General features: G+C 40.2%; 25 protein-coding genes, 1 pseudogene and 1 riboswitch. Of the genes and pseudogenes, 21 read left to right on the top strand and 5 right to left on the bottom strand.

Translation table 11 applies throughout. From position 1 onward, the window contains the following. Nucleotides 1-121 precede the first annotated feature (121 nt). The 8 genes and pseudogenes from M3204_RS01660 to M3204_RS01695 form a co-directional block, all read left to right on the top strand. The gene (locus M3204_RS01660; protein ID WP_251477622.1) at nt 122-1,063 is read left to right on the top strand and encodes a glycine rich domain-containing protein; all 942 of its coding nucleotides are present in this window, start codon (nt 122-124) and stop codon (nt 1,061-1,063) included. A gap of 283 nt (nt 1,064-1,346) precedes the next feature. Then, complete coding sequence (locus tag M3204_RS01665; RefSeq protein ID WP_251477624.1) at nt 1,347-2,714, top strand: sugar phosphate nucleotidyltransferase; 1,368 nt, start codon at nt 1,347-1,349, stop codon at nt 2,712-2,714. A gap of 92 nt (nt 2,715-2,806) precedes the next feature. After that, nucleotides 2,807-3,769 carry a hypothetical protein gene (locus M3204_RS01670; protein ID WP_251477627.1) on the top strand — a complete coding sequence of 321 codons (963 nt, stop codon included), beginning with the start codon at nt 2,807-2,809 and terminating at the stop codon, nt 3,767-3,769. A gap of 62 nt (nt 3,770-3,831) precedes the next feature. Continuing rightward, a complete protein-coding gene (locus M3204_RS01675; protein WP_251477630.1) occupies nt 3,832-4,434 on the top strand; it encodes a class I SAM-dependent methyltransferase in 603 nt (200 codons plus the stop codon). A 41-nt stretch (nt 4,435-4,475) separates the two neighbouring features. Then, a complete protein-coding gene (locus tag M3204_RS01680) occupies nt 4,476-5,603 on the top strand; it encodes a glycosyltransferase (RefSeq protein ID WP_251477633.1) in 1,128 nt (375 codons plus the stop codon). Nucleotides 5,604-5,761: 158 nt separating this feature from the next. After that, the gene (gene gmd, locus M3204_RS01685; protein ID WP_251477636.1) at nt 5,762-6,721 is read left to right on the top strand and encodes a GDP-mannose 4,6-dehydratase; all 960 of its coding nucleotides are present in this window, start codon (nt 5,762-5,764) and stop codon (nt 6,719-6,721) included. Nucleotide 6,722: 1 nt separating this feature from the next. Then, complete coding sequence (locus tag M3204_RS01690) at nt 6,723-7,649, top strand: GDP-mannose 4,6-dehydratase (RefSeq protein ID WP_251477639.1); 927 nt, start codon at nt 6,723-6,725, stop codon at nt 7,647-7,649. Between the two features lie 150 nt (nt 7,650-7,799). Further along, nucleotides 7,800-8,102 (top strand): annotated as a pseudogene (locus M3204_RS01695) (hypothetical protein); the annotation flags it as partial. A gap of 554 nt (nt 8,103-8,656) precedes the next feature. Here M3204_RS01695 and M3204_RS01700 read toward each other — a convergent pair. After that, nucleotides 8,657-9,856, bottom strand: a complete 1,200-nt coding sequence (locus tag M3204_RS01700; protein WP_251477641.1) for a glycosyltransferase — start codon at nt 9,854-9,856, stop codon at nt 8,657-8,659. 145 nt (nt 9,857-10,001) lie between these two features. Here M3204_RS01700 and M3204_RS01705 point away from each other — a divergent pair, with 145 nt between their 5' ends. From M3204_RS01705 to M3204_RS01755, 11 genes are all read left to right on the top strand, one after another. Next, nucleotides 10,002-11,423, top strand: coding sequence for a glycosyltransferase (locus M3204_RS01705; protein ID WP_251477644.1), 1,422 nt, complete (start codon nt 10,002-10,004; stop codon nt 11,421-11,423). Nucleotides 11,424-11,628: 205 nt separating this feature from the next. Next, nucleotides 11,629-12,651 (top strand): hypothetical protein, encoded by a 1,023-nt coding sequence (locus M3204_RS01710; protein ID WP_251477646.1) that lies wholly within the window; start codon nt 11,629-11,631, stop codon nt 12,649-12,651. 42 nt (nt 12,652-12,693) lie between these two features. After that, nucleotides 12,694-12,846, top strand: coding sequence for a hypothetical protein (locus M3204_RS01715; RefSeq protein WP_251477648.1), 153 nt, complete (start codon nt 12,694-12,696; stop codon nt 12,844-12,846). A 314-nt stretch (nt 12,847-13,160) separates the two neighbouring features. Then, entirely contained in the window at nt 13,161-13,520 is a 360-nt protein-coding gene (locus M3204_RS01720; protein ID WP_251477650.1) for a hypothetical protein, read from the top strand. 98 nt (nt 13,521-13,618) lie between these two features. Beyond that, entirely contained in the window at nt 13,619-14,206 is a 588-nt protein-coding gene (locus M3204_RS01725) for a hypothetical protein (RefSeq protein WP_251477652.1), read from the top strand. 14 nt (nt 14,207-14,220) lie between these two features. Continuing rightward, nucleotides 14,221-14,688, top strand: a complete 468-nt coding sequence (locus M3204_RS01730) for a hypothetical protein (RefSeq protein WP_251477654.1) — start codon at nt 14,221-14,223, stop codon at nt 14,686-14,688. A 218-nt stretch (nt 14,689-14,906) separates the two neighbouring features. Next, nucleotides 14,907-15,014: riboswitch (TPP riboswitch) on the top strand. A 132-nt stretch (nt 15,015-15,146) separates the two neighbouring features. After that, nucleotides 15,147-16,148, top strand: a complete 1,002-nt coding sequence (locus tag M3204_RS01735; protein ID WP_251477655.1) for an ABC transporter substrate-binding protein — start codon at nt 15,147-15,149, stop codon at nt 16,146-16,148. Between the two features lie 2 nt (nt 16,149-16,150). Then, entirely contained in the window at nt 16,151-16,444 is a 294-nt protein-coding gene (locus M3204_RS01740) for a thiamine-binding protein (RefSeq protein WP_251477658.1), read from the top strand. After that, nucleotides 16,441-17,202 (top strand): ABC transporter permease, encoded by a 762-nt coding sequence (locus tag M3204_RS01745; RefSeq protein WP_251477661.1) that lies wholly within the window; start codon nt 16,441-16,443, stop codon nt 17,200-17,202. The genes M3204_RS01740 and M3204_RS01745 overlap by 4 nt, the downstream gene beginning before the upstream one ends. Next, entirely contained in the window at nt 17,199-17,960 is a 762-nt protein-coding gene (locus tag M3204_RS01750) for an ABC transporter ATP-binding protein (protein ID WP_353056019.1), read from the top strand. The genes M3204_RS01745 and M3204_RS01750 overlap by 4 nt, the downstream gene beginning before the upstream one ends. Then, the gene (locus tag M3204_RS01755) at nt 17,947-18,723 is read left to right on the top strand and encodes a TatD family hydrolase (RefSeq protein ID WP_251477664.1); all 777 of its coding nucleotides are present in this window, start codon (nt 17,947-17,949) and stop codon (nt 18,721-18,723) included. The genes M3204_RS01750 and M3204_RS01755 overlap by 14 nt, the downstream gene beginning before the upstream one ends. A 493-nt stretch (nt 18,724-19,216) precedes the next feature. Here the strand turns inward: M3204_RS01755 and M3204_RS01760 are convergent, their stop codons facing one another. The 4 genes from M3204_RS01760 to M3204_RS01775 form a co-directional block, all read right to left on the bottom strand. Continuing rightward, the gene (locus M3204_RS01760) at nt 19,217-19,801 is read right to left on the bottom strand and encodes a hypothetical protein (protein WP_251477666.1); all 585 of its coding nucleotides are present in this window, start codon (nt 19,799-19,801) and stop codon (nt 19,217-19,219) included. Nucleotides 19,802-19,961: 160 nt separating this feature from the next. Continuing rightward, on the bottom strand, nt 19,962-22,322 hold the full coding sequence (locus tag M3204_RS01765) for an FdhF/YdeP family oxidoreductase (RefSeq protein WP_251477668.1): 2,361 nt from the start codon (nt 22,320-22,322) through the stop codon (nt 19,962-19,964). 139 nt (nt 22,323-22,461) lie between these two features. Continuing rightward, nucleotides 22,462-22,821, bottom strand: coding sequence for a DUF2294 domain-containing protein (locus M3204_RS01770; RefSeq protein ID WP_251477671.1), 360 nt, complete (start codon nt 22,819-22,821; stop codon nt 22,462-22,464). Nucleotides 22,822-22,894: 73 nt separating this feature from the next. Further along, complete coding sequence (locus tag M3204_RS01775; RefSeq protein ID WP_251477673.1) at nt 22,895-24,157, bottom strand: L-lactate MFS transporter; 1,263 nt, start codon at nt 24,155-24,157, stop codon at nt 22,895-22,897. 424 nt (nt 24,158-24,581) lie between these two features. Here M3204_RS01775 and fdhD point away from each other — a divergent pair, with 424 nt between their 5' ends. Beyond that, entirely contained in the window at nt 24,582-25,370 is a 789-nt protein-coding gene (gene fdhD, locus M3204_RS01780) for a formate dehydrogenase accessory sulfurtransferase FdhD (RefSeq protein WP_251477675.1), read from the top strand. A gap of 450 nt (nt 25,371-25,820) precedes the next feature. Next, nucleotides 25,821-26,570 (top strand): transporter substrate-binding domain-containing protein, encoded by a 750-nt coding sequence (locus M3204_RS01785; protein WP_251478109.1) that lies wholly within the window; start codon nt 25,821-25,823, stop codon nt 26,568-26,570. The last annotated feature ends 139 nt before the right edge of the window (nt 26,571-26,709 follow it).

A 26,709-nucleotide genomic window follows, 5' to 3' on the forward strand; every position in this document is an offset into this window, starting at 1 on the left:
TTTATCATAGCTATATCTTTCAATTTTGAACAAAAAATACGTTTTACTAGGTAATGGTCGTGTCCTCATCACCTCTGTACCCATATTTATATAGTGACTATAAACTAAGAGGTGAACTATTTTGTCTTTTCCAAACATACCTAATATAACCCCGCTTATTTCTATATCCGCCGAGCAGACAATACCATTACTTTTGTCTTCAATAGCTCTTGAGGAAATGGCTCTTGCTCATATCATGAATGCCGAGGCAGAGAAGCTTCAATTTGCATTAGGAACATTGGGTGATACAGGAGTTGCTCTTTCCCCTGCAGAAGTGTCATTAGGAGATCTTCTTAATGTCAATGCAAGTGTTCAAAGAACGCTTCGGGATGTAATTAAAAAGGAAATACTGCTTGAGTTCAAATTTGAAAATGTAATGGACCTAATTGGTACCTTGCCTCCTCCAGCTCCTCAGGTTACTGAGTTCGTATTTACAGGTGATGTGCAGGAGTTTGTTGTACCAGCGAATGTAACAAGAATAAGGATTGAAGCATGGGGAGCACAAGGCGGCCCTGACAGTTTTCCAGGTGGACTAGGTGGCTATGCATTTGGTGAAACAGATGTCACTCCAGGTGAGACTCTGTTTGTTTTTGTTGGTGGCCGTGTCCCTGAATGTGTGGCTGGAACTGGGGGAGGCTTTAATGGCGGAGGAGATGCTGGACCTGCAGGCTGCAGCGGCGGTGGAGGTGGCGCATCAGATGTAAGGCGTGGAGGTACCTCTTTGGATAACCGAATTATTGTTGCTGGCGGCGGAGGCGGAGGTGCACGATTTTCTGATGGTGGACCAGGAGGTGCAAATGCTAATTTAAATGGCATTCCTGGAGAAGGAACTGATTATCCTGCAGACGTACTTGAAGGTGACGGGGGTGGAGGCGGAGGTGGTTTCATCGGTGGCGATATAGATGATTCATCCACAGATCGTGGCGGATTTGGAGGCTCTTCCTTTACAGGTACTTTAGAAAATGCTGGTACGACATCTGGACAACAAACTGGTAACGGGTTTGTTCGAATTACCACTGTTTAACCACTCTCTCATTCGAACCAGAAAAGAGTATAGCTAACTATTTATAAGATTATGAGAAAGAGCAACGTTCAATCCAGACGTTGCTTTTCTTATGCTGAAAATTAAAAATGGGTAACATCTGTGCCTCGTGGTATAACACAAAATGCCCTCCTCTCTATGCTCCTTGCGGCTTGCCTTACAATGAATTCCCCCTGCTTCACACCGTTAAATGCCCTATACATATCTGGCTAGAACTACATATGATATTAAGTCACTTATGAATCCAAGCAATTGAGGTGCAAACATGAAGCTTATTTTGTTATCGGGTGGATCAGGAAAGCGATTATGGCCTCTTTCGAATAGCTCAAGGTCAAAGCAATTTTTAAAGGTGTTAACAAATCCGGAAAATAAGTTGGAATCAATGGTCCAGAGAATTTGGCGGCAATTGGAGAAGAATCAATTATTGGATACCGTATATATTTCAACCTGCAAGAACCAAGTGGATATCATTCAAAATCAATTAGGCTCCCAAGTGCCGCTGATTATCGAACCAGAACAGAGGGACACCTTCCCGGCAATTGTTTTAGCTGCAACATATTTATATTCAGTTATGGGCGTGAGTTTAGATGAAGTAATTACGGTTATGCCAGTGGATCCATTTGTAGAAGATCATTTTTTTGAAAAAGTTAAAGATTTAGATGAGGTAATAGCTCAATCAGGAATGGATATTGCTTTGATCGGTGTAACTCCCACATACCCATCGACAAAATATGGATATATAAAACTTAGCAATGACGATCAGAGGCATAGCTCATACAGGACTGTTATGGAGTTTAAGGAAAAACCGTCAGTGGAGGAGGCAGAAAAATTAATCCAGCAAGAAGCTTTATGGAATTGTGGTGTTTTTGCTTTCAGGCTGGACCTTATTATTAAACTATTGAGTCAAAGAGGATTACCAACACAGTATTATCAAATGGTTGAATACTATGAAAAGCTCCCCAAAATTAGCTTTGATTATGAAATAGTTGAAAATGCCGTAAAGGTTGCGGTTATTCCTTACGAAGGTTATTGGAAGGACTTAGGGACATGGAATACATTAACTGAGGAAATGCAAGCATCTGTCATAGGGAAAGCTTCTAAAAGTGATGAATGTGAAAATACCCATATAATAAACGAATTAGACATTCCAGTTTCAGTAATAGGTGCCACGAATATGATTATCGCGACAAGTCCGGATGGAATTATTGTCTCCGATAAATCGAAGAGCCATCAAATCAAAGAGATTGTAAAGGATGAACTTAAGCGGCCGATGTTTGAAGAACGACGCTGGGGCTGGTACCGTGTCCTGGATTATAAGGAATCTGCGGATGGAATGAATGTACTTACTAAACGTCTGTGTGTCTTTGCAGGGAAAAACATCAGCTACCAATACCACCTCAAAAGAAGCGAAGTATGGATAGTTGTATCTGGCGAAGGTGAATTTGCATTGGATGATGAAATATCCTTTGTAAAAACAGGCGATGTATTGAATATTCCAATCGGAGCAAAACATGGGATCAAAGCTATTGAAGATATAGAATTTATTGAAGTTCAAATGGGAAGTGAGCTAGTCGAAGAGGATATCGTCCGGTTGTTCATGTCCTGGGAAGAGATGAAGGATTCATTCCAATGAATAGTAAAATTTAGACTTCATTTCTGCGATGAAATTTACACCGAGAAGGATGAGTATTAATGAGAATTTTATATTTATCAGTCCATGACGTTTTGGAATACGATGAATTGAAGTTGTTCACCGAATTAGGGCACGAATGTTACTCCCATGGCGTATATGCCCGTCCGCATCTAGGAAGCTCATATCGTCATCCTATAACCGAAATGCCCTTTGATCCTGTTTTCGCTAATTTAGTAGACCGCTTTCCTAAGTATGATTTGCCTCCTGAAATGATTGAAGATAAAGACATTGTTATGAGTATGCACGATCCTTCGATCATCATAAATAATTGGGAAAAGATTAAGCACAAGCGGGTTATATGGCGATCAATCGGTCAATCTCAACCAGAAGTTGAAAGGATGCTCAGTCCGTATCGTAAACAAGGTATGGAAATTGTCAGGTATTCACCCAGGGAAAAGCTGATCCCAGAGTATATTGGAGAAGATGCCATGATTAGATTTTATAAAGATCCAGATGAATATGGTGGCTGGGAAGGCAGTAAAAATCAGATCATGACATTGAGCCAATCAATGAAAAAAAATTGGATAGGCTCAAACTATAATTTATTCCATATAGCTTGTAAGGGGCTGCCAGTTAAATTGTTTGGTCCTGGGAATGAATGGACGCCTGAAAGTGGCGGGATGCTGACATATGAACAAATGAAACAGGAGCTGAGGGAAAACCGGGCATTTTTTTATACGGGTACTAGAATCACAAGCTATACTCTTGGTTTTATCGAAGCATTTATGACGGGCATACCAGTAGTTTCTGTTTCGGAAATACAAGGAAACCACCCATTGCTTAAGCAACAGACCTTTGAAATTCATGAGCTAATCGAAAATGGAAAAGAAGGATTTGTATCAGATAGTGTTTTAGAATTGCGGGATTCACTACAAGAGTTATTGAATGATCATAATCTTGCAAAAAAAATAAGTAAAAATGCCAGAGCAAAGGCAATTCAGTTATTTGGAAAAGAGAAAATAAAAGAGCAATGGGGGAAATACTTGAGCAAATAAGTAATACCTCTTATTTATTACTTTAACAAATCGTGAAACTAAAAAAACTTGTGGGGGACATCATGAGTATATTAAGTAAGGAAGCTTTCTTTAAATTATTTGGCAGTGGTGCCTTTATTGCTGAAAAACCTCTTTACACGAGCTTTGATGATGTAAAAGTATTAATTGCTCTTTCAAGAACATTCTACCCAAAAACTGTTATCGAAATAGGCATTCAACGTGGAGAAACAGCGAAATGCATTTTAGACAATAGTCCATGGATTGAAAAATATATAGGGATAGATGTCATACCTTCACATCAAACAACATTACCTGTACAGAGGGGGGAAGTTCCTCAAAAAGCAGGGGAATGTGTAAAAAATGACCCAAGAGTCGAATTAATAGTAAAACCGAATGGTACACGTGATTTAGTACCAACTGATCTGCCTGCAGCAGATTTAATCTTCATCGATGGCGATCATTCTAAAGTAGGCGTGGCCCTCGATACACTTTTAGCCATGCAAGTGATAAGAAAAGGTGGTATTATTTGCTGGCACGATTACGGAAATCACCTCGTACCAGGCGTGACAGAGGTAATTGATGCTTTAAATATGAATGAAGGAGATCACATTTGCTTAGTTGAGGGAACGATGATTTGTTTTCAATTTTGCAGAGAAGGGCGATAATTGCTTTTAATCTATGAAACTATTCATAAGGGAGTGATCAGATGAATCCGCCTACGGGAATTGTATGGGTAGGCCCTATAGGTGATATGGGGGGCTACGGTAATGTTACAAGGAATTACTTAAGAGCCTTGAAGTATATTGATCTGCCTGTCCAAATATTGAGTACGGCAAAGCTTAATACAGAAATTGGAGAGGATGATATCAATCTGCTGAATAGTATTCTTAATTCAAGGCAAGATGTTGGCAATAATCCCATTCTGATTATTCATGGTACCCCAGAATCTTTCATTGGGGTAAATAAAAAAGGCTTTCATAAAACAATCGGTATTACTTTATTTGAAACAGACCGAATTCCGGTTCACTGGACTAACTTTTGTAACGATATGGATGAAATCTGGGTTCCTACCCAATTTAATTACCAGACATTTACGGAATCGGGAGTTGACCCTTCAAAAATTCATGTTATTCATTATCCTATTGAAAGCAGCCCTTATACGAAACCATTCTCTCCATACTCATTTCCACCTGAAGTAAAATCTTTTAAATTCTTATATACATTAGCGTTCGATTACCGAAAAGGCTTGGATTTACTGATTCCTAGCTATTGTAACGAATTCTCAGCTGAGGATGATGTAAGTCTGATATTAAAGATTTATGTGCCAGGCTGGATAAGCCAGAAGAATCTCTTTGAATTAGTATCTTCGTATATACCAAATAAGCCAAATAATCCTCATATTCATTTCATCATCGAGAATACTCCTCGAGAAGACCTGCTGCGTTTATATTCTAGCTGTGACTGTTATGTTTCTACTGAAAGGGCCTGCGGATGGGGTATGCCTCAGATGGAGGTAATGGCAATGGGCAAACCTTCCATATCCATTAATTGGGGAGGGGTAACAGAATTTATGAACAATCAGAATAGCTTATTAATTGAACCGGAGCAGGACCTGGAATTTGTACACCCTGAATTGCAACGAACAAGAATTATTCACTACTATGGACATAAATGGGCAAAGGTAAAGGAAGAAAGCGTTAGAAAAACGATGCGGGAAGCATTTGAAAACGATAAGAAAAGAGAAGAAATTGCAATACAGGCAAAGCGGGATATAAATATTCATTTCTCTCCCGAGGTGATTGCTGAGCAAATGATAGCCCGATTTTTCTCATAAGTCTGTCTGCTTTATATGAAGGAGGATATCAGCAATGATGCAGCTTCTTATATAAGGCTTTTTTGTGCCTTATTTTTAGATGAAGGGAATACAGGCAGGCGATAACAGCATAAAAAATAAAGGGAGAATTATGAAACTATAAAATCTGGGAGGCCATCATGAAAAAAGCACTTATGACTGGTATAACCGGCCAGGATGGATCGTATTTGGCCGAACTTCTTCTTGATAAGGGGTATAAGGTTTACGGATTAAAGAGGAGGACTTCAACAGAAAACATTGAAAATATTATGCATATAAAGAATGAAATAGAGTTTTTATCTGGTGATTTGTCTGATCTCTCTTCATTAATCCAGGCAGTGAGAGCTTCAAGGCCGGATGAAGTTTATAATCTTGGTGCCCAATCATTTGTAGCTGATTCCTGGCCCCAGCCTGTCTATACAGCGGAGGTTACTGGTCTTGGTGTTCTAAATATGCTGGAAGCAGTAAGGCAGGAGCAACCGGGAGCGCGTTTTTACCAGGCTTCCAGCTCGGAAATGTTTGGGAAGGTGGCAGAAACTCCTCAAAGGGAAACGACCCCATTTTATCCGCGTAGTCCTTATGGGGCTGCTAAAGTATTTGGGCATTGGATTACAGTTAATTACCGTGAAAGCTATGATTTATTCGCGTGTTCGGGGATCTTATTCAACCATGAATCACCAAGGAGAGGCATACAATTTGTCACCAGGAAAGTAACAGATGGGGTGGCCAGAATTAAAGCTGGACTACAAAAGGAGCTTCGTCTTGGAAATCTCGAGGCCAAAAGGGATTGGGGCTTTGCAGGAGATTATGTAGAAGCGATGTGGCTCATGCTCCAGCAGAAGATGCCGGATGATTATGTAGTGGCAACAGGCAAAACACATACGGTCAAGAACCTTGTTGAAATTGCTTTTGCCCATGCTGGATTGAAATGGGAGGATCATGTGGTTCAGGCCGCTGAATTTATGAGACCGGCAGAGGTGGATTTGCTGCTGGGCAATCCACAAAAAGCGAAAAAAAAGTTAGGATGGGAGCCAAAGGTTTCTTTTGAGGATTTGATAAAAATGATGGTTGAACATGATTTAAAGAAATATGGGCAATGAAATGATGAGAGCACTTATTACAGGAATCAACGGATTTGTCGGGAAGCATCTTGAAATATTTTTGAAAGATAAAGCAGATGTTTATGGGACTTCAAGAGTTGATAGAGGAGTAAATCATATATTTGAAGTAGATTTACTTTCAGAGGCAAAAATAATTGATGTTTTGAAAAAAGTGAAACCTACTCATATTTTTCATCTTGCCGGATTAAGCAATGTAAAAGACTCCTGGCGGCATAAAGCGGAATTTTTCAAGGGGAACGTAATAAGCACGGTGAATCTATTGGAAGCAGTGCGAAAAACTGATACAACAATAAAAGTAATCACAATTGGATCTTCAGAAGAGTATGGCAGAGTTTCGGGAAAATTAGACAAAGTAACCGAAAAGACAGAAATAAATCCAATCAGTCCTTATGGGATAAGTAAGTGTTCAGTAAGTATGCTGATGAAATTATACACTAACTCCTATGGGATGAATATTATTCATGTGAGGCCTTTTAATCATATTGGACCAGGCCAGAATCTGGGCTTCGTGACAACAGATTTTGCTTATCAAATAGCTCAAATCAATAGAGGAATCAGTAAAGACAAGACCATGAGGATCGGTAATTTACAATCCATTAGGGATTTTACCGACGTAAGGGATATCGTTGAAGCTTATTACGATCTTGCATGTTACGGCGAACCAGGCGAAATCTATAATGTTTGCAGAGGGAAAGGCATTTGTATTCAAGAAATACTCGATATTTTAATAGGCTTCTCCAAGGAAAAAATCAATCTGGTTGTTGAACCTGGCAGAATGCGAGCATCAGATATTCCCAAGTTAGTGGGGGATGCAGATAAAATCTTTAAATCAACGGGATGGATTCCCAAAAGGAAGCTGGAAGATACTTTAAAGGATATTTATGTGGAATGGTTAACATCAGTATAGTATACCCTCTTAAACAAGGGGGTATTTTTATTTTTTCTAACCCTGTATGTGTTTAACTTTAAAATAGGCAGAGCAATAGGGACAATTGACGTTTCGCTTTGGACAATTTGTCATACCCTATATTGATAAGTTATGAAAGGAGGTAAGGTAATGTCTTACCCAAATATCCCCAATATTACTCCGTTAATCTCTATTACTACAGAGCAGACCATTCCGTTACTTTTATCAAGCATCGCTCTTGAAGAATTAGCCCTTGCCCATATTATGAATGCTGAAGCAGAAAAGTTGCAGCTCGTTCTAGGAACACTGCCTGGTGGTACTCCGCTTACTCCGGCTGAAGTTTCTCTAGATGATCTTCTTGCTGTTAATGCAAATGTCCAACGTACACTGCGAGATGTGATTAAGAAGGAAATGCTGCTAGAATTTAAGTTTGAAAATATTCTTGAGTTGATTGAAGAGGAGGTAGCCGCATTTTGTGAGTGTGGAACAAGATTCAGCACTCCTGCCAATCAAGTAACAATTTTTATTAGTTCTGTCGCTGGACCTGGAGCTGGAAGGATCACCAATATCACCTCCCAGGGTGCTATCCAAATTTGTGGAAGTGGCAGCTGTCGACCTGAACAAACTGACCTTTTTGACTTCACCTTTGAACCTACTGATCCAAATATCCCCGATACCACATTTGTAGTTACAGGGTATACCTTAGTTGACGGCGCATTGGCAACCTGCTGTACTCTGCCAGATGGAAGACTTCAATTTACAGTTATAGGAACAGGATTAAGGAACGGTGTGCCTGCGACATTTGAATTGGTATTAATAGAAGGGATCGGTCAAGCAGATGATGTTATAATCATCACTATTGATGGGGAAACATTTACAACTCCAGTAGACCAAGGTCCAGGTCAACCTAATGTCCAAGTTTTTCCATGTAATGGTGAGCCGGACCAATGTCCTGTCGTTGAAGAATAACAATATCCAAAAAATCTAGATGGTCAGCAAAAGACCATCTAGTTTTTATTTGTCTTACGTGAAAGTATATTGGTTATTAGCTTATTATCTTCATTATCCACAGGAATTGCATTAAAAAGCTCTTGATGTTTTTGAGTGATTTTTACTAATGCTTCCACAGGAGAATTAAAGGTCGTAGATAGACTTGCGGCCTTTGCATAATTTATGGCGGCCTGTTCTATTTGCCCAAGTTGTTCTAAACAGCAACCTTTATAGTATAAAGCTTGAAAGCTGCCTACTCCCTTAAGGGTAAGGTGCTGAAGATTTTCCTCCCCGAGTTCAAGACACTTGTCAAATGCCTCTAATGCTTCTTTATAGGAATCTTTCACAAGTAGAATTAACCCTTTGTAAAAATGCAGGTCTACATAATCAGGGTAGAGGGCGATGGCTCTTTCAATGCCCGGCCAGGCTCCTTCTATACTGCCTGAGCTGATCAATATTGAATATTTCAATCGGTATAAAAGAGAAGGAGGAGTTTTCATTTGTTTTATGAAACTTAAAATGGAACGGTTTACATAGTCAAAAGCTTCATTAAATTTTTTCAGTCGGTAATATTCACTTGCAATATGATACTCCATCCAGGGGCTGTAATCCTTTTGTTTGAGCTCTTCTTCTAGTAATTTGATATTGCGTTCGGATTTCTTTTTTTCATCGTTGACTGAGTCAAGGTACCCGTAATGATAAATTTTAATAGGGACTGATTTTATGGTTGCACTGGCACTATGTTTAGTAAAAACCTCATTTGCATTAAGCATTTCATGTATTTTATTAACAAATTTAAAACCCTTGTTATTTTGGAAAAGACGGGTATGTGCAATATCGAATGTTTTCTTTGGATCAGGGGCGTCACCAAAATAATTAATTAAATGAACAGAAAGGATAAAGTCATTATATTCGATGACTTCTCTTAATTTGTGTGCATCGGCACTATCAACTCTTTCATCAGCATCCATCCATAAAATCCAATCCCCCGTAGCACGCTCCAACCCATAATTCCTGGCATCAGAAAAGCTCCCATTCCACGGGAAGATAAAGACCTTAGCACCAAAGGATTTGCAAATTTCAACCGTTCGGTCTGTAGATCCGGTATCCACGATAATCATTTCATCCACATAATCCTTTACACTTTTCAGGCAGGTACCAATATATTTTTCTTCATCTTTAACAATCATGCACAAAGACAGACGACGTTCAGTCATGAACTTATTCCTCCTCTTACACTTAGCGTCATTATCTATCGTATGTGCCGCACATGTTAAAAGTGATTCCCTGGAACGTTCGAGAATGGAGACAAATATAATGACAAATAGGGAACTAATAACTTATTAGTTTAGGAGGATACTGTTGAATAAAGAAACGGTTAGAATCAATTGGATTGGCCCTCAATTTGCAGGGCATAGTCTTGCGATTGTAAATCAAAATATCTGCAGGTATTTAACTGAAAATGAAACGATTGATCTAAGGAAAGCTTTACCTGAAAAAGAAATGACGCTAGAACAGTATTTCGGAGCTGACAAAAAGCAATTTAAGACTTTCTCAAACCCTGACTTGACCATATCACATCAATGGCCGCCAAATTGGTTAAAACTACAGAATGGAATTTCGGTTTACATGCAGCCGTGGGAATTTGGAGCGATTCCGAGAGAGTGGTATATTCCCATGAAATACTGGGTGGATGAAATCTGGGTTTATAGCTACTACAACAAGGAAAGCTATATCCGTTCTGGAATTCCCGAGAGCAAAATCCATATCATTCCATTGGGTGTAGACCAAAACATTTTTCATTTCAATGTCGGACCGCTGCAGGTGGATAGAAATACGTTTAACTTTCTTTTTGTTGGTGGCACTATTGGACGCAAAGGAATTGATATTCTGCTGCAGGCTTATCTTGCAGAATTTACCGCTGATGACGATGTCTGCCTGTTTATAAAAGATACGGGGACAGAATCTTTTTATAAAGGAATCACACTTGAGAAGATGATTCACGAAGCAATGGATGACCCTGCAAATCCGCGGATCGTTTATATGGATAAGCAGCTTACCGAAGCAGAGCTGGCAGGATTATATAAGGTGTGTGATTGCCTGGTTCATCCGTACAGAGGAGAAGGGTTTGGTTTACCGATCGCTGAGGCAATGGCGTGTGGTACTCCAGTAATTGTGCCGGATAGTGGGTCATGCCTAGATTTTTGTACCGAGGAAACTGCGTTCTTTGTTCCGTCAAAGGAAGTAGATTTAGCAGAGAAAAGGGTAGGAAATCTTGAAACAGTTGATTTTCCGTGGTGGCTTTCTATTGAAGTTCCTGATCTACAAAAGGTAATGCGGCTTGCATATGAACAACGCAAATTGGTCAAAGAGATGGGCAAAAAGGCTAGCCAGCATATTTTATCTAATTTTACTTGGAAAAAAAGTGCCGAACACGTTTTAGATAGGGTGAATCAACTGGCACAAAGGGAACTGTTTACGCGCACTTTAGATGAAGAAATAACCAAAGTTGAGCTGGAACGAGCGAAACAACTTTACTCAGAAAGCCGGAGTGAGGAGGCTTTAGGGATATTCTTGAATATTATAGCGGCCTATCCGTCATCCCTTCCTGCAAGATATAATGCCGCTGTTATTTATCTGGAACAAAATAATTATCTCAAATCATTAGGGCACCTCACATACATTGCTACTAACATGAATGAGCAAAGAGAAGGTTTTAAAGAAAATATCTTTAATATGATGAGGTATTGTTATTTAAAAGAATCGGAATCAAAAACAGAATGAATAAAGGATGTATTAAGTAGCAAAGTGTCCGAAAGATACTTTGCTTTTTTTATATTGAATTAAAAATCCACGCAGATAATAGGGCTAACACTCAATCATACAAGTACTTACCGAATAAACTATATTGATAAAGTGTCGAGACTTTTTTTCAGTTCAATCTAATGCACAACGAGTGCAAATATTTAAGAGAAAGGAGAAATTAAGGATGTCTTTTCCGAATGTTCCCAATATCACCCCATTAATTTCTGTCACTACAGAACAAACCATACCTTTACTATTAAGTTCAATCGCTTTAGAAGAATTAGCACTTGCCCACATTATGAATGCAGAGGCAGAAAAGCTTCAAATGGTTTTAGGTACTTTAGATGATACAGGAGTCACATTCTCTCCTCCAGAGATTTCAGTAGGCGACCTGCTCGAGGTTAACGCCAGTGTAAGAAATACACTTCGTAATGTGATTAAAAAAGAAATGCTGCTAGAGTTCAAATTTGAAAATGTTTTAGATTTAATAAGAACAATAGAACCAGGAATCTTAGAACAACGAACTTTTGAGTTTACAGGAAATATTCAGACCACCGTAGTCCCGGCGCGTGCAACGTTTGCCATAATACAAGCAGTTGGTGCCAGTGGGGGGACTGGTGTATCAGCACCGGGGCTGGGTGCATCTATTCAGGGAGACTTCACTGTAACGCCCGGGGAAACACTTAGTGTACTGGTAGGGGGACAGGGCATCACAGCTGGCCCTAACTCAGCAGGTGGTGGAGGCGGCAGTTTTGTTTGGCGTACTGCAGGTGCCGCATCCATCGAAAATCTCTTAGTTGCTGCAGGTGGTGGAGGCGGAGGCTCTAATAATCCCGGAGTAAATGCTGTTATAACACCTAATGGAACGTCAGGAAATCCAGGTGGAGCTGGAGGTGCAGCTGGTAATGGTGGAGCAGCAGGTTTTACAGGTTTTCCAGGTGCTGGAGGAGGCGGGATCTTAACAAGTGGTGCAAATACTATTTGGGCAACAGGGGGTCAAGCAATAAGTTTAGGTGGTGCACCTGGTCAAGGCTTTTACAATAATGATGGCGGATTCGGCGGCGGAGGCGGCGGTGGAAACGGCAGCACTGTTACTGGCGGAGGCGGCGGAGGCGGCGGTTCCCAAAATAATGGAACAAACCAAATCAATAATGCTGGTGCTGGTACTGGAAATGGCCAGATTTCCATAAGCTTTTTCGGGTTTTAACCTGAAAAGACTGTTTGGCAATTTTGAACAGGAGGAAAGTCAATGAATTTAAAACAACTAGTTCATGCGGTTGAATCTTCTTTGGATCGTGAATTAGCTGAAAATGAAATTAAGTGGATTTCTGACAGCATGGAAGCTGATCCAAAGTTTTCTGAAAGGTTGCTGCAAAGGTTATCACATCGCAAATCTTTGTGAAAAATGTTGATTTTAAATAATATAGCATAACTATTATCAGCCGTACCTTTCAAACTTGAGCCAGAAACTAATCCTCACGTTGTTTTAAGATAAAAGGTACATCAAATATCTCATTAATAATTCAGTAATTTCAAACGGTTATTAATATCTAAAAAAACGATGTCAGTTGAAATTCCACAAACCACTTAGGACATATATAACAGTCGTTTATTAATTTATTGAATACTATGTAAAGAACATTGGCTGATAAGCCCTTTGACAAAAAAAGGGATCAAATCCTTTGTTAAAAAACAAATTTGAAAGGAGAAATCTTAATGTCTTTTCCAAACATACCCAATATTACACCTCTTATTTCGGTAGGTACTGACCAAACGATTCCTTTGCTTTTGGCTTCTATTGCGCTAGAGGAAATGGCTCTTGCTCATATTATGAATGCTGAGGCAGAAAAACTGCAATTTGTCCTTGGAACCTTAGATACAGATGTAATAGGTCCAGAAGAAGTTACATTAGCAGATTTACTTGATGTCAATGCAAGTGTTCAAAGAACTCTTCGTGACGTAATTAAAAAGGAAATGCTGCTGCAGTTCAAATTTGAAAACGTCCTTGATCTGATTGCAATCACTCCTCTTCCTGGCACTCTCAACGGCAATGGTGGCGGCAACGGCGGAGGGTAAGGATTTACTGAGAACACGTAAACCGTTTTATGCACAATGAGCTTCTTTAAATATTTCAAACAGCCTTTAGGTTCCCTCGAATTAGGTGAACCGGAGGCTTGTTTTTATTCCCGAAATTCTATGAGATGAAGAAACTTCACCTTGGAATTCATCTTTTTGGGCTAACAGCAGTTAACAAAGGGCTTGGGCAGATGACACGTAAAAGAATACTTATCCATATTTTAGATTATAAGAAGTTAGTCAAGGAGGAATCAAAAAAGATGAGTATGCCCACCATTCCGCCCGAACCGCATAGACCCGACCTGGGTGAGGTGATGATCGATTTATTGGAGTCGATCGCCCTTGAGGAAATTGCGCTTTCACACATAATGAATGCAGAAGCTGAAAAAATACAGGCGTTTGTAGGTGAATGTCTTGATTTTCCCACCAATCCTTCAAACCATGAGATTGTAAAATTTAATAAGGGAGTTAATCGGCTGCTAGAAACTATAGTAATGAAGGAATGGCTTTTATTAAAGAAACTGGAGAATGTAATCGACATTTGTGATTTTGGAAATCACTGTCCGAAACCTCCAAAAGTTAAATGCAAATGTACTCATTGCTGTATAGCATGCCTAGTTTGCGGTGTGCCAAAATGCCAATGCCGCTGTAAACACTCCAAAAATAAAAAACATGATGATTGCTGATTTGAGGGATTTCTATGGATGAGAAAACTCCTGAAGAACTGGCACATGAATTGCTCAGTTCTGCATTTACATTTGAAAAAGCCCTGGTGCACTATGTAAGGTCGTTCTGTACCCTGATTGAATGCGAGTTGGATTCAGGCAACGAAGAATCAATTGGCAAGACCATTGCCACATTAATAAAACAAATAAATGAACTGCAGTACTTAATTTCCAGGAAGATCCTTATGCTGTCGGAATATAGTAATGAGTATGAATTCCATTCCTTATATCTGGATTATAAAGAATATGAAAACGGCGTGCTTTTAGAGACTATCGAGCAAATTTACAGTTTATCCAAAAAATGCTGTCTTTCAGATTTTATAAGGGTGCAATTAAGAGATGATGTGTTAAAGCTGGGTGGAACCTTAAAAGAGCAGCAAAAAATGGTGCAGTCTTATAAAGTTCATAAAAACGACCTCCAAACCATTTGGCGTGCATTTTAATACTTGAGAGCCCGCTGGTTAGATCCTGGTAGGAAACGTAAATTTTTGTTTTTTTTTGTTTTTCAAATGTGGAAATATACGGCTGATTAGGATAGTGATTGATACGGTCTGAGGATGTACTATCTTTTTTCGTATTTAGATAACAAAATAACTATTTTTTAATTTAATTCTAGACGTATTTTCGAATATTCTTTATAGTTAAATTGACAATTGGAGAATTGGAAATGTAGGGGAGCCGGTGGTGCCGGCTGAGAAAGTGTCCATAGATGCTGACCCTTTAACCTGATCTGGTTAGTACCAGCGTAGGGAACATCTTCTGATAGACGTTTATTCGTTTATTATGGATTTTTTCAAGCGCTTGGGATTCCCCTGAGCGCTTTTTTATTTTTCAAATACTTTATTACCCAGCCTTCTTTTCCACCTTCATTGTCAATCAAATAAGAGAAGAGGGAAAAAACATGAAGAAATTAGTAATCTTGTTATCTGCATTATTAATGGTTTGGAGCCTTACTGCGTGTTCATCAAGTGAGACAACAGCCGAGAAGGAGAGTTCATTGAAGAAGGTTTCAATTGTGCTTGATTGGACCCCGAATACAAATCATACGGGAATCTATGTTGCAAAGGAAAAAGGCTATTTCAAGAAGCGTGGTCTGGATGTCAAGATTATACTGCCTGGAGAAGCGGGGGCTGACCAGCTTGTGGCATCGGGAAAGTCGCAGTTCGGGGTAAGTTACCAGGAAGGGATTACTCAAGCGAGAATCCAGGGAATACCGATCATATCGCTGGCAGCAGTTATTCAGCACAATACTTCAGGGTTTGCCTCACCAAAAGCCAAAAACATTATTTCGCCAAAGGGCTTTGAAGGCAAAACCTATGGCGGCTGGGGATCGCCAATTGAAAAAGCTGTAATCACTTCGTTAATGAAACAAGAAGATGCTGATGTGGAAAAAGTGAAGATCGTTAATATGGGGGACTCCGATTTTTTTACAGCGGTGAATCGTGATATCGACTATGCGTGGATTTATTATGGATGGACAGGGATCGAGGCAGAAATTCGAAATGAACCAATCAATATGGTGTATTTAACTGATTACTCAAAGAAGCTTGATTACTACACACCTGTCATCACCACTAATGAAAAAATGATCAAGAATGACCCGCAAACCGTCAGAGCATTCGTGGCAGCCCTTACAGAGGGATATGAATTTGCGATCGAGCATCCAGGTGATAGTGCTGAAATCTTAATCAAGGCTGTACCTGATCTGGATGAAGAGCTAGTGAAGAAAAGCCAGGAATGGCTATCTCCCAAGTACAAGGATGATGCTGAGCGCTGGGGAGAACAAAAGCTGGAGGTTTGGGAGAATTACAGTGAATGGATGTTTGACAATGGCCTTCTAGAGAAGGAATTGGAAGCTGAAAAAGCTTTTACGAATGAGTTTTTACCGAAGAGGGGGGACTAACAATGGCAAATGCGTTAATTAGTGTACAAATAATACCAAAGGCTTCATCTACCGAGGAAGTCGTTAATTATGTCGATGAAGCAATCAATATAATTGATCAGTCCGGCGTGAATTACGAAGTTCATCCTCTTGAAACGACAATGGAAGGGGATTTGGAACATCTGCTAGCTGTGATTGCAGAGATGAACAAGAAAATGATTGAAGTTGGGTCTCCAAATGTAATCTCCCAGGTGAAAATCTTGTATCAGCCTGATGGAATTACAATGGGTCAACTGACGGAGAAATACCAGTCATGAAATCAATATGGAATAAAGGATGGAGACCATTTTTGGTTCTCCTCCTTTTCTTCTTGTTATGGGAAAGGGTCACTCATGTTAAGGAGATACCTCCATGGCTGCTGCCCGCTCCTTCTGTCATTTTTAAGGAAGCGATAGCAAGTTATCCACTATTTTTCCCTGATATAGGAGCAACCTTGAAATTGGCGATTACCGGGCTTTTGTTGGGGTCAACGATCGGCTTTTTAATTGCAATGATGCTTCACTTAATGCCTTCTATGCGAAACGCATTCTATCCGTTGCTGATCTTATCGCAAAATGTTCCAATTATCGTTTTGGCACCATTGTTAGTCATTTGGTTTGGTTTTGGCTTTTTGCCAAAATTGATCATCATCATTTTAGTCTGTTTTTTTCCAGTCACTATTGCTTCATTAGATGGATTCAGCAATGTTCCTGGTGAACTTAAGCATTATATGAGGATGTCCGGTGCCACAGCAATGCAGATGTTTACGAAGGTAGAACTCCCAAATGCGCTGCCGCCGCTGTTATCTGGGGTGAAAATTGCAGCGACCTATAGTGTGATGGGTGCGGTTATATCAGAGTGGCTGGGGGCTGAAAAAGGAATAGGTGTATTTATGACCTTATCTTCCTCAGCTTTCAGAACAGACCGCGTGTTCATTGCGATTTTTATTATTGTATTTTTCAGCATGATTCTCTACAGCCTGATTGTGGTGATTGAAAAGAAATTGATTAAATGGAATGCAAAAGGAGGGGAATGATGGGAGCGAAAATCAGTCTTGAAAAAATTACCAAAGCCTTTATTGAGACAGGCTCAGTACTCGAAGAGATCTCTTTGTATGTGAAAGAGGGCGAATTTGTTTCAATTATTGGTCCTTCTGGAAGCGGCAAGAGTACCATATTTCAATGTATTGGCGGATTGCTCCTCCCCGATAATGGAGAAATGTTTCTTGGTGAACGGAAAATTAATGGGGGAACAGGAAATATAGCGTATATGCCTCAGCAGCCCTCGCTCTTGCCATGGAGGACGGTGCTGGACAATGTCTTGCTTGGACAGGAACTATTCCAGAAACCTGATAAACAAGAGGCGCAAGATTGGCTAAAGAAAATAAACTTGTCAGACTATGAAAATGCTTTTCCACACCAGCTTTCAGGCGGGATGAATCAAAGAGTCGCATTTATAAGAGCGCTATTGAGCCCACAATCTGTTTTACTGCTTGATGAACCATTTTCTGCATTGGATGAGTTCACCCGATTCGATATGCAAAAGTGGCTGCTATCCGTTTGGGAAGAGAAGCGAAAGTCGGTTCTTTTTATTACTCACAACATTGAAGAGGCAATCTTTTTATCGGATCGGATTTATCTCTTATCTCCTCGGCCTGCGAAAATAGTACAGGAGATAAGTATACCGTTTAAGAGGCCACGAACAGACCTATTGCTTTTGGAAAATGAATTTCTCCAGCTTAAAAGGGACATTTACAGTGCGCTGAAAGCAGGTGGATTGCATGAAAGTGTTTGATGCTCATATCCATTTCGATAAATATACAGAAAATCATCAAAAGCAAATCATTAAAAGTTTAGCTTCACACCAAGTAGAGGGTTTAATAACAGTCTCGATGAATCTCTCATCTTGCAAAGAAAATTTTAGGCTGGCTTCTAACCATCCATACATCTTTCCCGCTTTTGGCTTCCACCCAGAACAGCCAGTGCCGGCGGAAACGGAAGTGGATGAGCTTTTAAAATGGATTTCAGGCCATCAAGAAAAAATGGTCGCCGTCGGTGAAGTAGGGCTGCCATATTATTTACGTTTGAAGGATAAAAGTAGTTGCTTTCAATATGAAGGGTATGTGGAGATTTTGGAGCAATTTATTCTTTTAACTATGAAGCTGGATAAACCAATTATCTTGCATGCAGTATATGAGGATGCCCGCATTGTTTGTGACCTGCTGGAAAAGCACAATGTAAAAAAGGCGCATTTTCACTGGTTCAAAGGGGATAAAAAGACAATGGAAAGAATGATAGAGAATAGGTATATCGTGTCGTTCACTCCAGACATATTTTATGAAGAAGAAACGAGAGAGGTTGTAGCATTTTATCCCTTGGATTTGACGATGGCAGAAACAGACGGACCGTGGCCATTTGATGGAATTTTTCAAAACAAGATGACTCATCCATCAATGGTTCATCAAGTGATCCAGGAAGTTGCTTCTATAAAGAAGGTTACAATTGAAGAAGTGTACGCCACTATTTTTAATCAAGTAAAAGATTTCTATGGAATCTAGTGATATTCGGGAGGATAGGTTAAGCCTATCCTTTTTCTTTTGCCAGAAAATTAAAGAGAGATTTACTTTAATAAAGTATTAATCTTATTCTAATTACAAAAGGTTTTAAAAGTTATTTTAGCTAACTTCTGCACTATCACGGTTGTGCTCCATTCCTTCGATGACAATATGTGATTTCGCTACTGTCCTTGAAACGATTTTGGCTTTGTCTTTAAGGCTCTTTTTTACATTCTAACTAAGGTTCCTGCTGATTAAAAGATCCGTTACTAGCAAGGAAAGTAACACTACACTACGAATAAAAAATATAATAAGTGTTGAAATCTTAAGGCGTTTTTTTTTGCAACCCGTTCATCGCCAACTATAAGTCTCACTAAATTTTAATTTCTTACTTCCTTATTTATTTCACTAATATGTAAGCTCTACATTTGTTAGTTGGAATTGTTCTAAACAGAAAAAGAAACGGCAATCTCTTAGCCGCTTCCCATGCAAGCACCTAATGTCCCGGACTTTCTATAAGCTGCAGGTGTTGATGGTGATCTAAATCTCTTTGAATTTCAAGGAGCCATACAACACCTAACCGGCTTCCTAATAAAAGATAAGCTAATAGAAAAATAAAAACTAGCATCGGTTTAAAGAATTCTTTTAAAGACTTAATAGTTGTCCTGGTTCGAGGCAGGACTTTAAAGAAAAATAATGTAGATATAGAGATTGTTAAAAAGATATTTGTAAGAATCAACGCTTTTTCAGGGAGCAACATCTCGCCAAGCATTGCTCCCATCATTCCGCCCATTATACCCGACATGAAACCTTCGATGGAGGAGACAGGACCGAACAATATGCCTAAAACAGTGCCGCTTGTCGCTCCAATCCCCATTGCGAGCAAGGTGGAAGTGAAAAGATCTCCTTGATGATAAGTGCCGAGTAAAATTCCAGAAGTTAAGCCAATATTCATGCCTATATACATTGAAATGATCATAGCATTCATTCCTGCCAATCTATCTTTGAATTGATAGGCCAAGATCATAGAGAGTATTAGTATTATTGATAGGGTAGTACCGACATAAACCAAATACAACATCAGGGGTAACCTCCTTTTCACCATCATATGAAAGTGGAGGACAAACCATGCGAGATTGCAAAAATGTGCAGAAAGTTTGAAGATCTTAGTTAGGATAAATATTCACAAACAGAAAAAGCTTGCAGGACCATTTAATAAGTCCTGCAAGCTATGTTTTTTCTTAAGCTGGTGCATCGAGTTCGTCTTCTTCAATGTGTCGTTCGTGATGTTCAACATCTTTGCGGGCATTGAAACGATCCGCCTTTTCCAATGTCACTGTAATGTTGTAATCAGGGATGCCTGCATATTTCTCATATCTGCCTCTTGGCAGCAGGAAGTTTCCTTCAGGGAAATGGACTTGGACGTTTCCTCTGGAAATATCCACGAATTTCGCTCTTCCCTGGAAAACTCCAAAGCCGTTGTACAGTACGATTCCTTCACCTTCAGCAATGCTAAGATCCTGGGCATCATCAGCATTCATCAAGACATCATAGCGGCCTGCACCGTTAAGGGGATCCACTTCATTGTAGACCATAGAATTGAATTGTTTCCCGCGGCGGGAGGTTACGATGAACTGACCTTCCTTTTTGCCGAGGTCAGGAATATCAACGGGAATCAGGGTTCCTCTGCCGTCTGGAGTCGGGCAGATTCCATCCTCACATAACCAGGCCCCGCCCCATTGGAATACGTCCCCAGCTTTCTTTAAGTGCTGGATTCCTTCATAATTTGGATTAGCTTGGGCAATCTCGTTGCGGATTTCCTGTGCATCTTTAAAATCAACTAAATGCGCCGTTTCAGGTTTTACACGCTTAGCCAGATCAATGTAGATCTTCCACTCAGCTCTTGCTTCTTCAACTTGATTTTTATTGCCCTCAATTTCCGGGCTGAAATAAACCATTCTTTCAGTTGAAGTAGATGTTCCGCCGCCTTCCTGTTCATAGCGAGTTTTAGCAGGGAGGACAATGACGGCTTCCTTCGCATCAACAAGGGTGGATGTGTTGAGTATGATATCCTGGTGTACCCGAACATCAAGTTCAGATAATGCCTTTTCAACGAAGATAGGATCTGGCATTGTTTCCAGGAAATTGCCCCCTGATAGGTAGTACATTTTAATCTTGCGTTCATGGTCTTCTGGCAGAAGGATGTTCTCAAGTGTGACTCCGACAATATCGCCTTGCCATTTGGCCAGTTCAAATCCCCATAAATCTTCGATGCGCTTGATATTTTCACCGTAAAAATCTCCGCCTGGAAGAACGAATGGATCTGCACCCATTTCACCGCTTCCCTGAACGGAAGAGTGGCCGCGGAATGGCATAACGCCTGCATGTTTTCTGCCTAAGTGACCGCGAAGCAATGCCAGGTTTGCAACCTGTGAGATGTTATCAGTTGCAAATGAATGCATAGTCAATCCAAGTGCCCATGCATAAACGGCATTTTTGCTGTTTGCTAGAAGTTCGGCTAATTCGATAATACGTTCTTTAGAGATACCGGAGGAAGCAATGATATCTTCCCAGGTTTGTTCCTGAACTTTGGATCTTAATTCTTCATAACCATTTACATGCTCATTCACAAATTCATGGTTAATCGCTGAACCATGGTTAATTGTCTCCATATCGAACCAATGCTTCATAATTCCATGCATAAAAGCGATGTCTCCGCCGATATTGACCTGATAGAAGTCATCGGCAATTTTTGTTCCAAATAGGGCTGATTCTGGGTTCGAAGGAATCCAATATTCATCCATAGCGGGTTCCTTGTATGGGTTAACTACAATGATCTTAGTTCCATTTTTCTTTGCTTCCAGCATATATTTGGAAGAAACAGGTGAGCTGTTTGAGGCTACGCTTCCCCAAAATAAAAGCACGTCTGTTCCAATCCAATCCAAATAGTTGGAAGTAGAAGCACCAACCCCGATTGAACGCTTTAGAGCGGTTTTGGAAGGGGAGTGGCAGATGCGGCTGGCATTGTCGATATTGTTCGTGCCAAGGAATCGGGATACTTTCCCCGCTACATAATAAGATTCATTTGTAATGCCGCGGCTAGTTAAGTAAAAAGCGTATTGTTTCGGATCCAGCTTCTTCATTTTGTCTGCGATCATATCCAGCGCGTCATCCCAAGTAATTCGGGAAAACTTTCGCTCGCCTTTTCTCCGGATCATAGGGTAGGGGATGCGTCCCAATTTCCGAAGCTGGGTGCTGTCATATTGTCTAAGCTCATCAATATCTGAATGGAGAATTTCCGGCTTGATGGAACCGGCAGTATTCAGTCGCAAAACATTCAGCCTTGTCGTACAGATGTGCGGACCACTTAAAGTCTGGTCATACAGGCCTGATACACCAAGTGCACAGCCGTCACAAACACCTTTAGTTAAAATGTTCGTTGCATAACCAAAATTATCTCTGTTGTCCCAAAGTGTCTTCATTGTATCACGTATATGTTTCGGTTTTACCTTGCCAAGTCCAAAGGGAATAGGGCTGACCCAATGTTTCGGAGCAGGCATAACCGCTTTTTTTTGTGGTCCTGGATGTTTTGTTTTTCCCAATTTAAAGCACTCCCATTTTCATTTCAATTACAGTTTATAAGATATAAGAAAAGAAAAAACCACCGTCCACTTGAAATCGTTGTTCAAGTTTTAACGGTGGTTAGTCTTTAGCAGGGTCGCTGCCAAGTGCCATACCTAATTATTCGCAAAATTTTTCCTGGATGTCATCTTCAAAAACGAAGATCGACATTCCAAAATCACGGTCAATATCTATATCTACAAAAAGTTCAATAAGCTTGCAGCCGAGAAATTCCTCCATCTCAACAGGGGGGTTTTTCCGGTACATTTCTTTCACCATTTCGGTTCTTGCTGCACGCAATGCCTGCTTCCCTTCGTTAGCGGAAGCAATGAACTTTTCAACAGGAGAAAGATTTCCTTCCATTTCACAGATAGCCCACTTCTTGCAAAAAGTTGTCGTGATCTTGCTCGGGCCTTTACCCATATGCTTTTTGCGAAAGGAGCGGACAAGATTGCTGAATTCTGCCTCGTATTTATTCATGATATCCTCCTGTCATCTATACAGGTTATAAGATGATTGGTATTTTACCATACGAAACAGCATTTAAAAAGAATTAACCTGCCAATCTTTCATTTGCTGCATTCTGTTTGGACAATTTACTAATGTCACGGCGAATTAAAATTGACACAATAAGAGCGACAACGAACAGTCCACTGAAGAAGGTTAAGCTAGTTGCATAGCTTCCAGTTGTATCTTTCATCCATGCTGCAAACATAGGACCAGCCAATCCTGCTGCAGCCCAGGCTGTTAAAATATAACCGTGTATTGCTCCAAGTTGCTTTGTTCCAAAAATGTCGCCGATGAATGCCGGGATAGCTGCAAAGCCGCCGCCGTACATTGTATAGACAACCGCAAGCATTGCCTGGAACAGGAAAGCTTCTTTCGTATGAGGCAGCAACATGAATAGGACAATTTGTGTTGCAAAGAAAATAGTGTAGGTATTCGGGCGGCCGATATAATCAGAAATTGATGCCCAGGCAATGCGGCCGAAGCCGTTGAAAAGGCCAAGCACTCCAACAAGGGCTGCTGCTTCAACTGTTGTGAGGCCGATGCTTTCTTCCGCGAGAGGCTTTGCTGCGGATAGAATTGCGATACCGCATGTTACGTTAATGAAAAGCATTACCCATAAATAATAAAAGCGTGAAGTTTTAATCGCTTCATTTGCTGTCAATTGTGATAAATCTTGTTTAATTTTCATTTTGCCAGATTGGGATTTTTCCCTGAACCCTTCAGGAACCCAGCCAACAGGCGGCTTTTCAAGGTAGAGTGATGATAAAGTCATAATAATAAAATAAGCGGCACCTAAAATGAAAAATGTATTTGCTGTACCAACAGATTTGATTAATGAGTCCATGATTGGGCTGCTAATCGCTGCCGCAAAACCGAATCCCATGATCGCAAGTCCGGTAGCTAGTCCACGGCGGTCGGGGAACCATTTAACCAAAGTTGAAACTGGAGCGATATAGCCTACACCAAGTCCGATTCCGCCTAATACACCATAAGTAATATACAATAATGGCAATGATCCTAGATTGACAGCCACACCAGATCCTAAAATTCCAGCTCCGAAAAAACCAGCTGCAAGAAGTCCAGCTTTTCTAGGACCATGTTTCTCAACAAAATGTCCAAGGAATGCTGCAGATAAGCCTAAAAATAGTATTGCAAGGCTAAAGGTAAATTGAACCTGCTTTGAGGTCCAGCCGAATTCCTGGATTAATGGATTCGTAAAGTTACTCCAGGCGTATACCGACCCAATGGAAATATGAATCCCCACTGCCGATGCAGCAATAAGCCATCGGTTCTTTGTTTTTTTCATACTTGCTCCCCCTTATTCACTTTTAAAATCAAACTCTTTCATTCTGCCAAATAGCGAATTTGTCTGCACAATATGTATAGATTCCATAAAAACAGAAAACCGCCAACCTCTCCAGATCCCAATAGGGACTAGAGATAGATTGACGGTTAGTACTAAGCAGGTTCGCTACTCTTGGACCAACAGTTAATCGCTTACAATTCCAAAGACATCTTAACCGAAAGACAGGGTCGCTATCTCGTATCAAAATGTGACGGATTTGTGAACTTCAAAAAAATTCTATCACTTCCGAACAGCAGATGCAATACCTTAGCAGGTTGCTAAATCAATTTTTCACTATGGGTGTGTTGTAAATTTTTCTTGTGAAAAAGAAAGGATTGTGTTTAGATTTTAATATTCTCAAAATCAAAAAAAATAGGTGACGGCAATGTTGGAAAATATGAGTGATAAATATACCATAACAAAATACTTGAACGGCCAATTTCACGATGTTGAAGATGTCGTAGTGAACGAATTCCCGTTGACGATCTATGTAAATGACATGGAGTTTGCGACCATGGTTTGTACTCCGACAAATTTTGAGGAAATGGTAGTTGGCTTTTTGGCATCCGAAGGTGTTATCCGTTTTTACAGCGATATCCATTCCATCAGCATTGACGAAAGCAGAGGATATGCTTACGTAATGCTGAAAGCAAACTTCACGACAAACCAGCAGTATTATTCCAAACGTTTTATTGGTTCATGCTGCGGAAAAAGCCGGCAGTTTTATTTTCATAATGACGCTAAAACGGCTAAGACATCAACCGCTAAAACGACAATCACAGCTTCCCAAAGCATTGCACTCATGAATGAGATGCAAGGCAGTTCCAGGGTTTTTCAGGAGACAGGAGGAGTACACAACGCTGCTCTTTGTACGCCGGAAGAGGTTATAGCAGTCCGTACAGATATAGGGCGGCATAATGCGTTAGATAAATTATTGGGATATAGCATATTAAACCGAGTTCCAGTACGAGATAAAATAATCGTCTTCAGCGGCAGGATTTCATCCGAAGTATTGTTGAAGGCTGCAAAGATTGGAGTGGGAATTGTCCTGTCAAAATCTGCACCTACTGATCTTGCAATCAAGCTGGCTAAGGATTTGAACATTACCGCAGTCGGTTTTATCCGTGGAAAATCATTCAATGTTTACTCTTGTCCAGAGAGGATAATAGATTGATTTCTGTATGCTTTTCCAGTGAGAAAAGCTGATTAATAAAATCCGAAACGTTATGTTTGTATAACTTCTACTCTTTACAACTAAGCGGTGGATTTTTTACGTGTTTTTGTTAACGAGGAGAAATAGTTAAATCTCAAATCTACATAAACCTATAATATGGCCAAGGAAGTCCGGTAACGGTTTCCTCGGCTTTTTTGTATTTTGCAACAATTTGTCGGACTAGGAAGAATCGGGAGTATCTGAAAGGATATGGCGGGAAATGGGAGGCTAAGTCAGCTGAGTGGCCGAGACCTTAATATACGCTTATATATCGTGAATTATCAGATAATTTGAATTTTGAATAAATGTTACAGAATTGTTACGATTAAAAGGTAGATATGACAGTACATAGCTGAGGGGGAATTTAAAAAAGTGAAGAAAATATTATCAATATTCGTGGTGTTCTTAACAATGGCAGGCATTCTGGCTGCATGCGGCAGTGATGAAAAGGCTTCAGGTGAAGGCGGCATGAAATTGGCGGACGAAGGCAAATTCACGTTTGCTTCATCTGGTGAATTCAAGCCATTCAGCGTGACAGATGGTGAAGGAAAGATGACCGGTTTTGACATTGATGTTGCCGAGGCGGTCGCAAAGGAGCTAGGTCTCGAGCCAAACCAGAAGAAATTTAAGTTTGCCAGTATCGTAGAAGGCGTGAAATCAGGCCGCTTCGATGCAGCTGTTGCCAGCCATACGATTAATGAGGATCGCTTGAAACATGTAAATTTCTCTACTCCATATTACTATTCTGGACCACAGATTTTTGTAAGTGCTGACAGCAATGTTGAGAAACTCGGAGATTTAGAGGGAAAAGAAATTGCTGTTTCAAAAGGTTCTACTTATGCTGATACTGCAGAAGAAGTAACAGATAATATTGTGCTTTATGACAGTGACGTAACTGCTTTAGAAGCGTTGGCCAATGGAAGGCATGACGCTGTTATAACGGACTTTATTACAGGGAAAGAAGCGATTGGGGCTGGTCTTGAAATCGCAGGCAAGGAGCTTCTTGGCCGCAGTGAACAGGGAATCGCAGTTTCAAAGGAAAATGAAGAACTGCTGAAAAAGATTAATGAGGCATTAGAAACCTTAAGAGAAAATGGAACACTGAAGGAAATCAGTGAAAAATATTTCGGTGAAGACATCACAGCTGATCCGGAGAAATAGTCCACTCGGGAGCGAATGTGCGGGATAACTGCACATTCGTTTCTGCTTAAATTGTAATTTTAATATATACATATAGCTATATAACAATAACGCTTTTCTGTTTTATCCTGCATTTTCGTATCAAACCTAAATAGTGCAC

Source organism: Mesobacillus subterraneus (assembly GCF_023715485.1).
Taxonomy (GTDB): Bacteria; Bacillota; Bacilli; order Bacillales; family Cytobacillaceae; genus Mesobacillus; species Mesobacillus subterraneus_B.

What these genes read in the sequence shown, in the direction of transcription:
- M3204_RS01745 (WP_251477661.1), top strand. Translation starts at nt 16,441, where the DNA reads ATGAAATCAATATGGAATAAAGGATGGAGACCATTTTTGGTTCTCCTC.
- M3204_RS01750 (WP_353056019.1), top strand. Translation starts at nt 17,199, where the DNA reads ATGATGGGAGCGAAAATCAGTCTTGAAAAAATTACCAAAGCCTTTATT.
- M3204_RS01730 (WP_251477654.1), top strand. Translation starts at nt 14,221, where the DNA reads ATGGATGAGAAAACTCCTGAAGAACTGGCACATGAATTGCTCAGTTCT.
- M3204_RS01700 (WP_251477641.1), bottom strand. Translation starts at nt 9,856, where the DNA reads ATGACTGAACGTCGTCTGTCTTTGTGCATGATTGTTAAAGATGAAGAA.
- M3204_RS01735 (WP_251477655.1), top strand. Translation starts at nt 15,147, where the DNA reads ATGAAGAAATTAGTAATCTTGTTATCTGCATTATTAATGGTTTGGAGC.
- M3204_RS01710 (WP_251477646.1), top strand. Translation starts at nt 11,629, where the DNA reads ATGTCTTTTCCGAATGTTCCCAATATCACCCCATTAATTTCTGTCACT.
- M3204_RS01755 (WP_251477664.1), top strand. Translation starts at nt 17,947, where the DNA reads ATGAAAGTGTTTGATGCTCATATCCATTTCGATAAATATACAGAAAAT.
- M3204_RS01675 (WP_251477630.1), top strand. Translation starts at nt 3,832, where the DNA reads ATGAGTATATTAAGTAAGGAAGCTTTCTTTAAATTATTTGGCAGTGGT.
- M3204_RS01715 (WP_251477648.1), top strand. Translation starts at nt 12,694, where the DNA reads ATGAATTTAAAACAACTAGTTCATGCGGTTGAATCTTCTTTGGATCGT.
- M3204_RS01680 (WP_251477633.1), top strand. Translation starts at nt 4,476, where the DNA reads ATGAATCCGCCTACGGGAATTGTATGGGTAGGCCCTATAGGTGATATG.
- M3204_RS01770 (WP_251477671.1), bottom strand. Translation starts at nt 22,821, where the DNA reads ATGAATAAATACGAGGCAGAATTCAGCAATCTTGTCCGCTCCTTTCGC.
- M3204_RS01785 (WP_251478109.1), top strand. Translation starts at nt 25,821, where the DNA reads ATGGCAGGCATTCTGGCTGCATGCGGCAGTGATGAAAAGGCTTCAGGT.
- M3204_RS01760 (WP_251477666.1), bottom strand. Translation starts at nt 19,801, where the DNA reads ATGTTGTATTTGGTTTATGTCGGTACTACCCTATCAATAATACTAATA.
- M3204_RS01775 (WP_251477673.1), bottom strand. Translation starts at nt 24,157, where the DNA reads ATGAAAAAAACAAAGAACCGATGGCTTATTGCTGCATCGGCAGTGGGG.
- gmd (WP_251477636.1), top strand. Translation starts at nt 5,762, where the DNA reads ATGAAAAAAGCACTTATGACTGGTATAACCGGCCAGGATGGATCGTAT.
- M3204_RS01665 (WP_251477624.1), top strand. Translation starts at nt 1,347, where the DNA reads ATGAAGCTTATTTTGTTATCGGGTGGATCAGGAAAGCGATTATGGCCT.
- M3204_RS01740 (WP_251477658.1), top strand. Translation starts at nt 16,151, where the DNA reads ATGGCAAATGCGTTAATTAGTGTACAAATAATACCAAAGGCTTCATCT.
- M3204_RS01720 (WP_251477650.1), top strand. Translation starts at nt 13,161, where the DNA reads ATGTCTTTTCCAAACATACCCAATATTACACCTCTTATTTCGGTAGGT.
- fdhD (WP_251477675.1), top strand. Translation starts at nt 24,582, where the DNA reads ATGTTGGAAAATATGAGTGATAAATATACCATAACAAAATACTTGAAC.
- M3204_RS01690 (WP_251477639.1), top strand. Translation starts at nt 6,723, where the DNA reads ATGATGAGAGCACTTATTACAGGAATCAACGGATTTGTCGGGAAGCAT.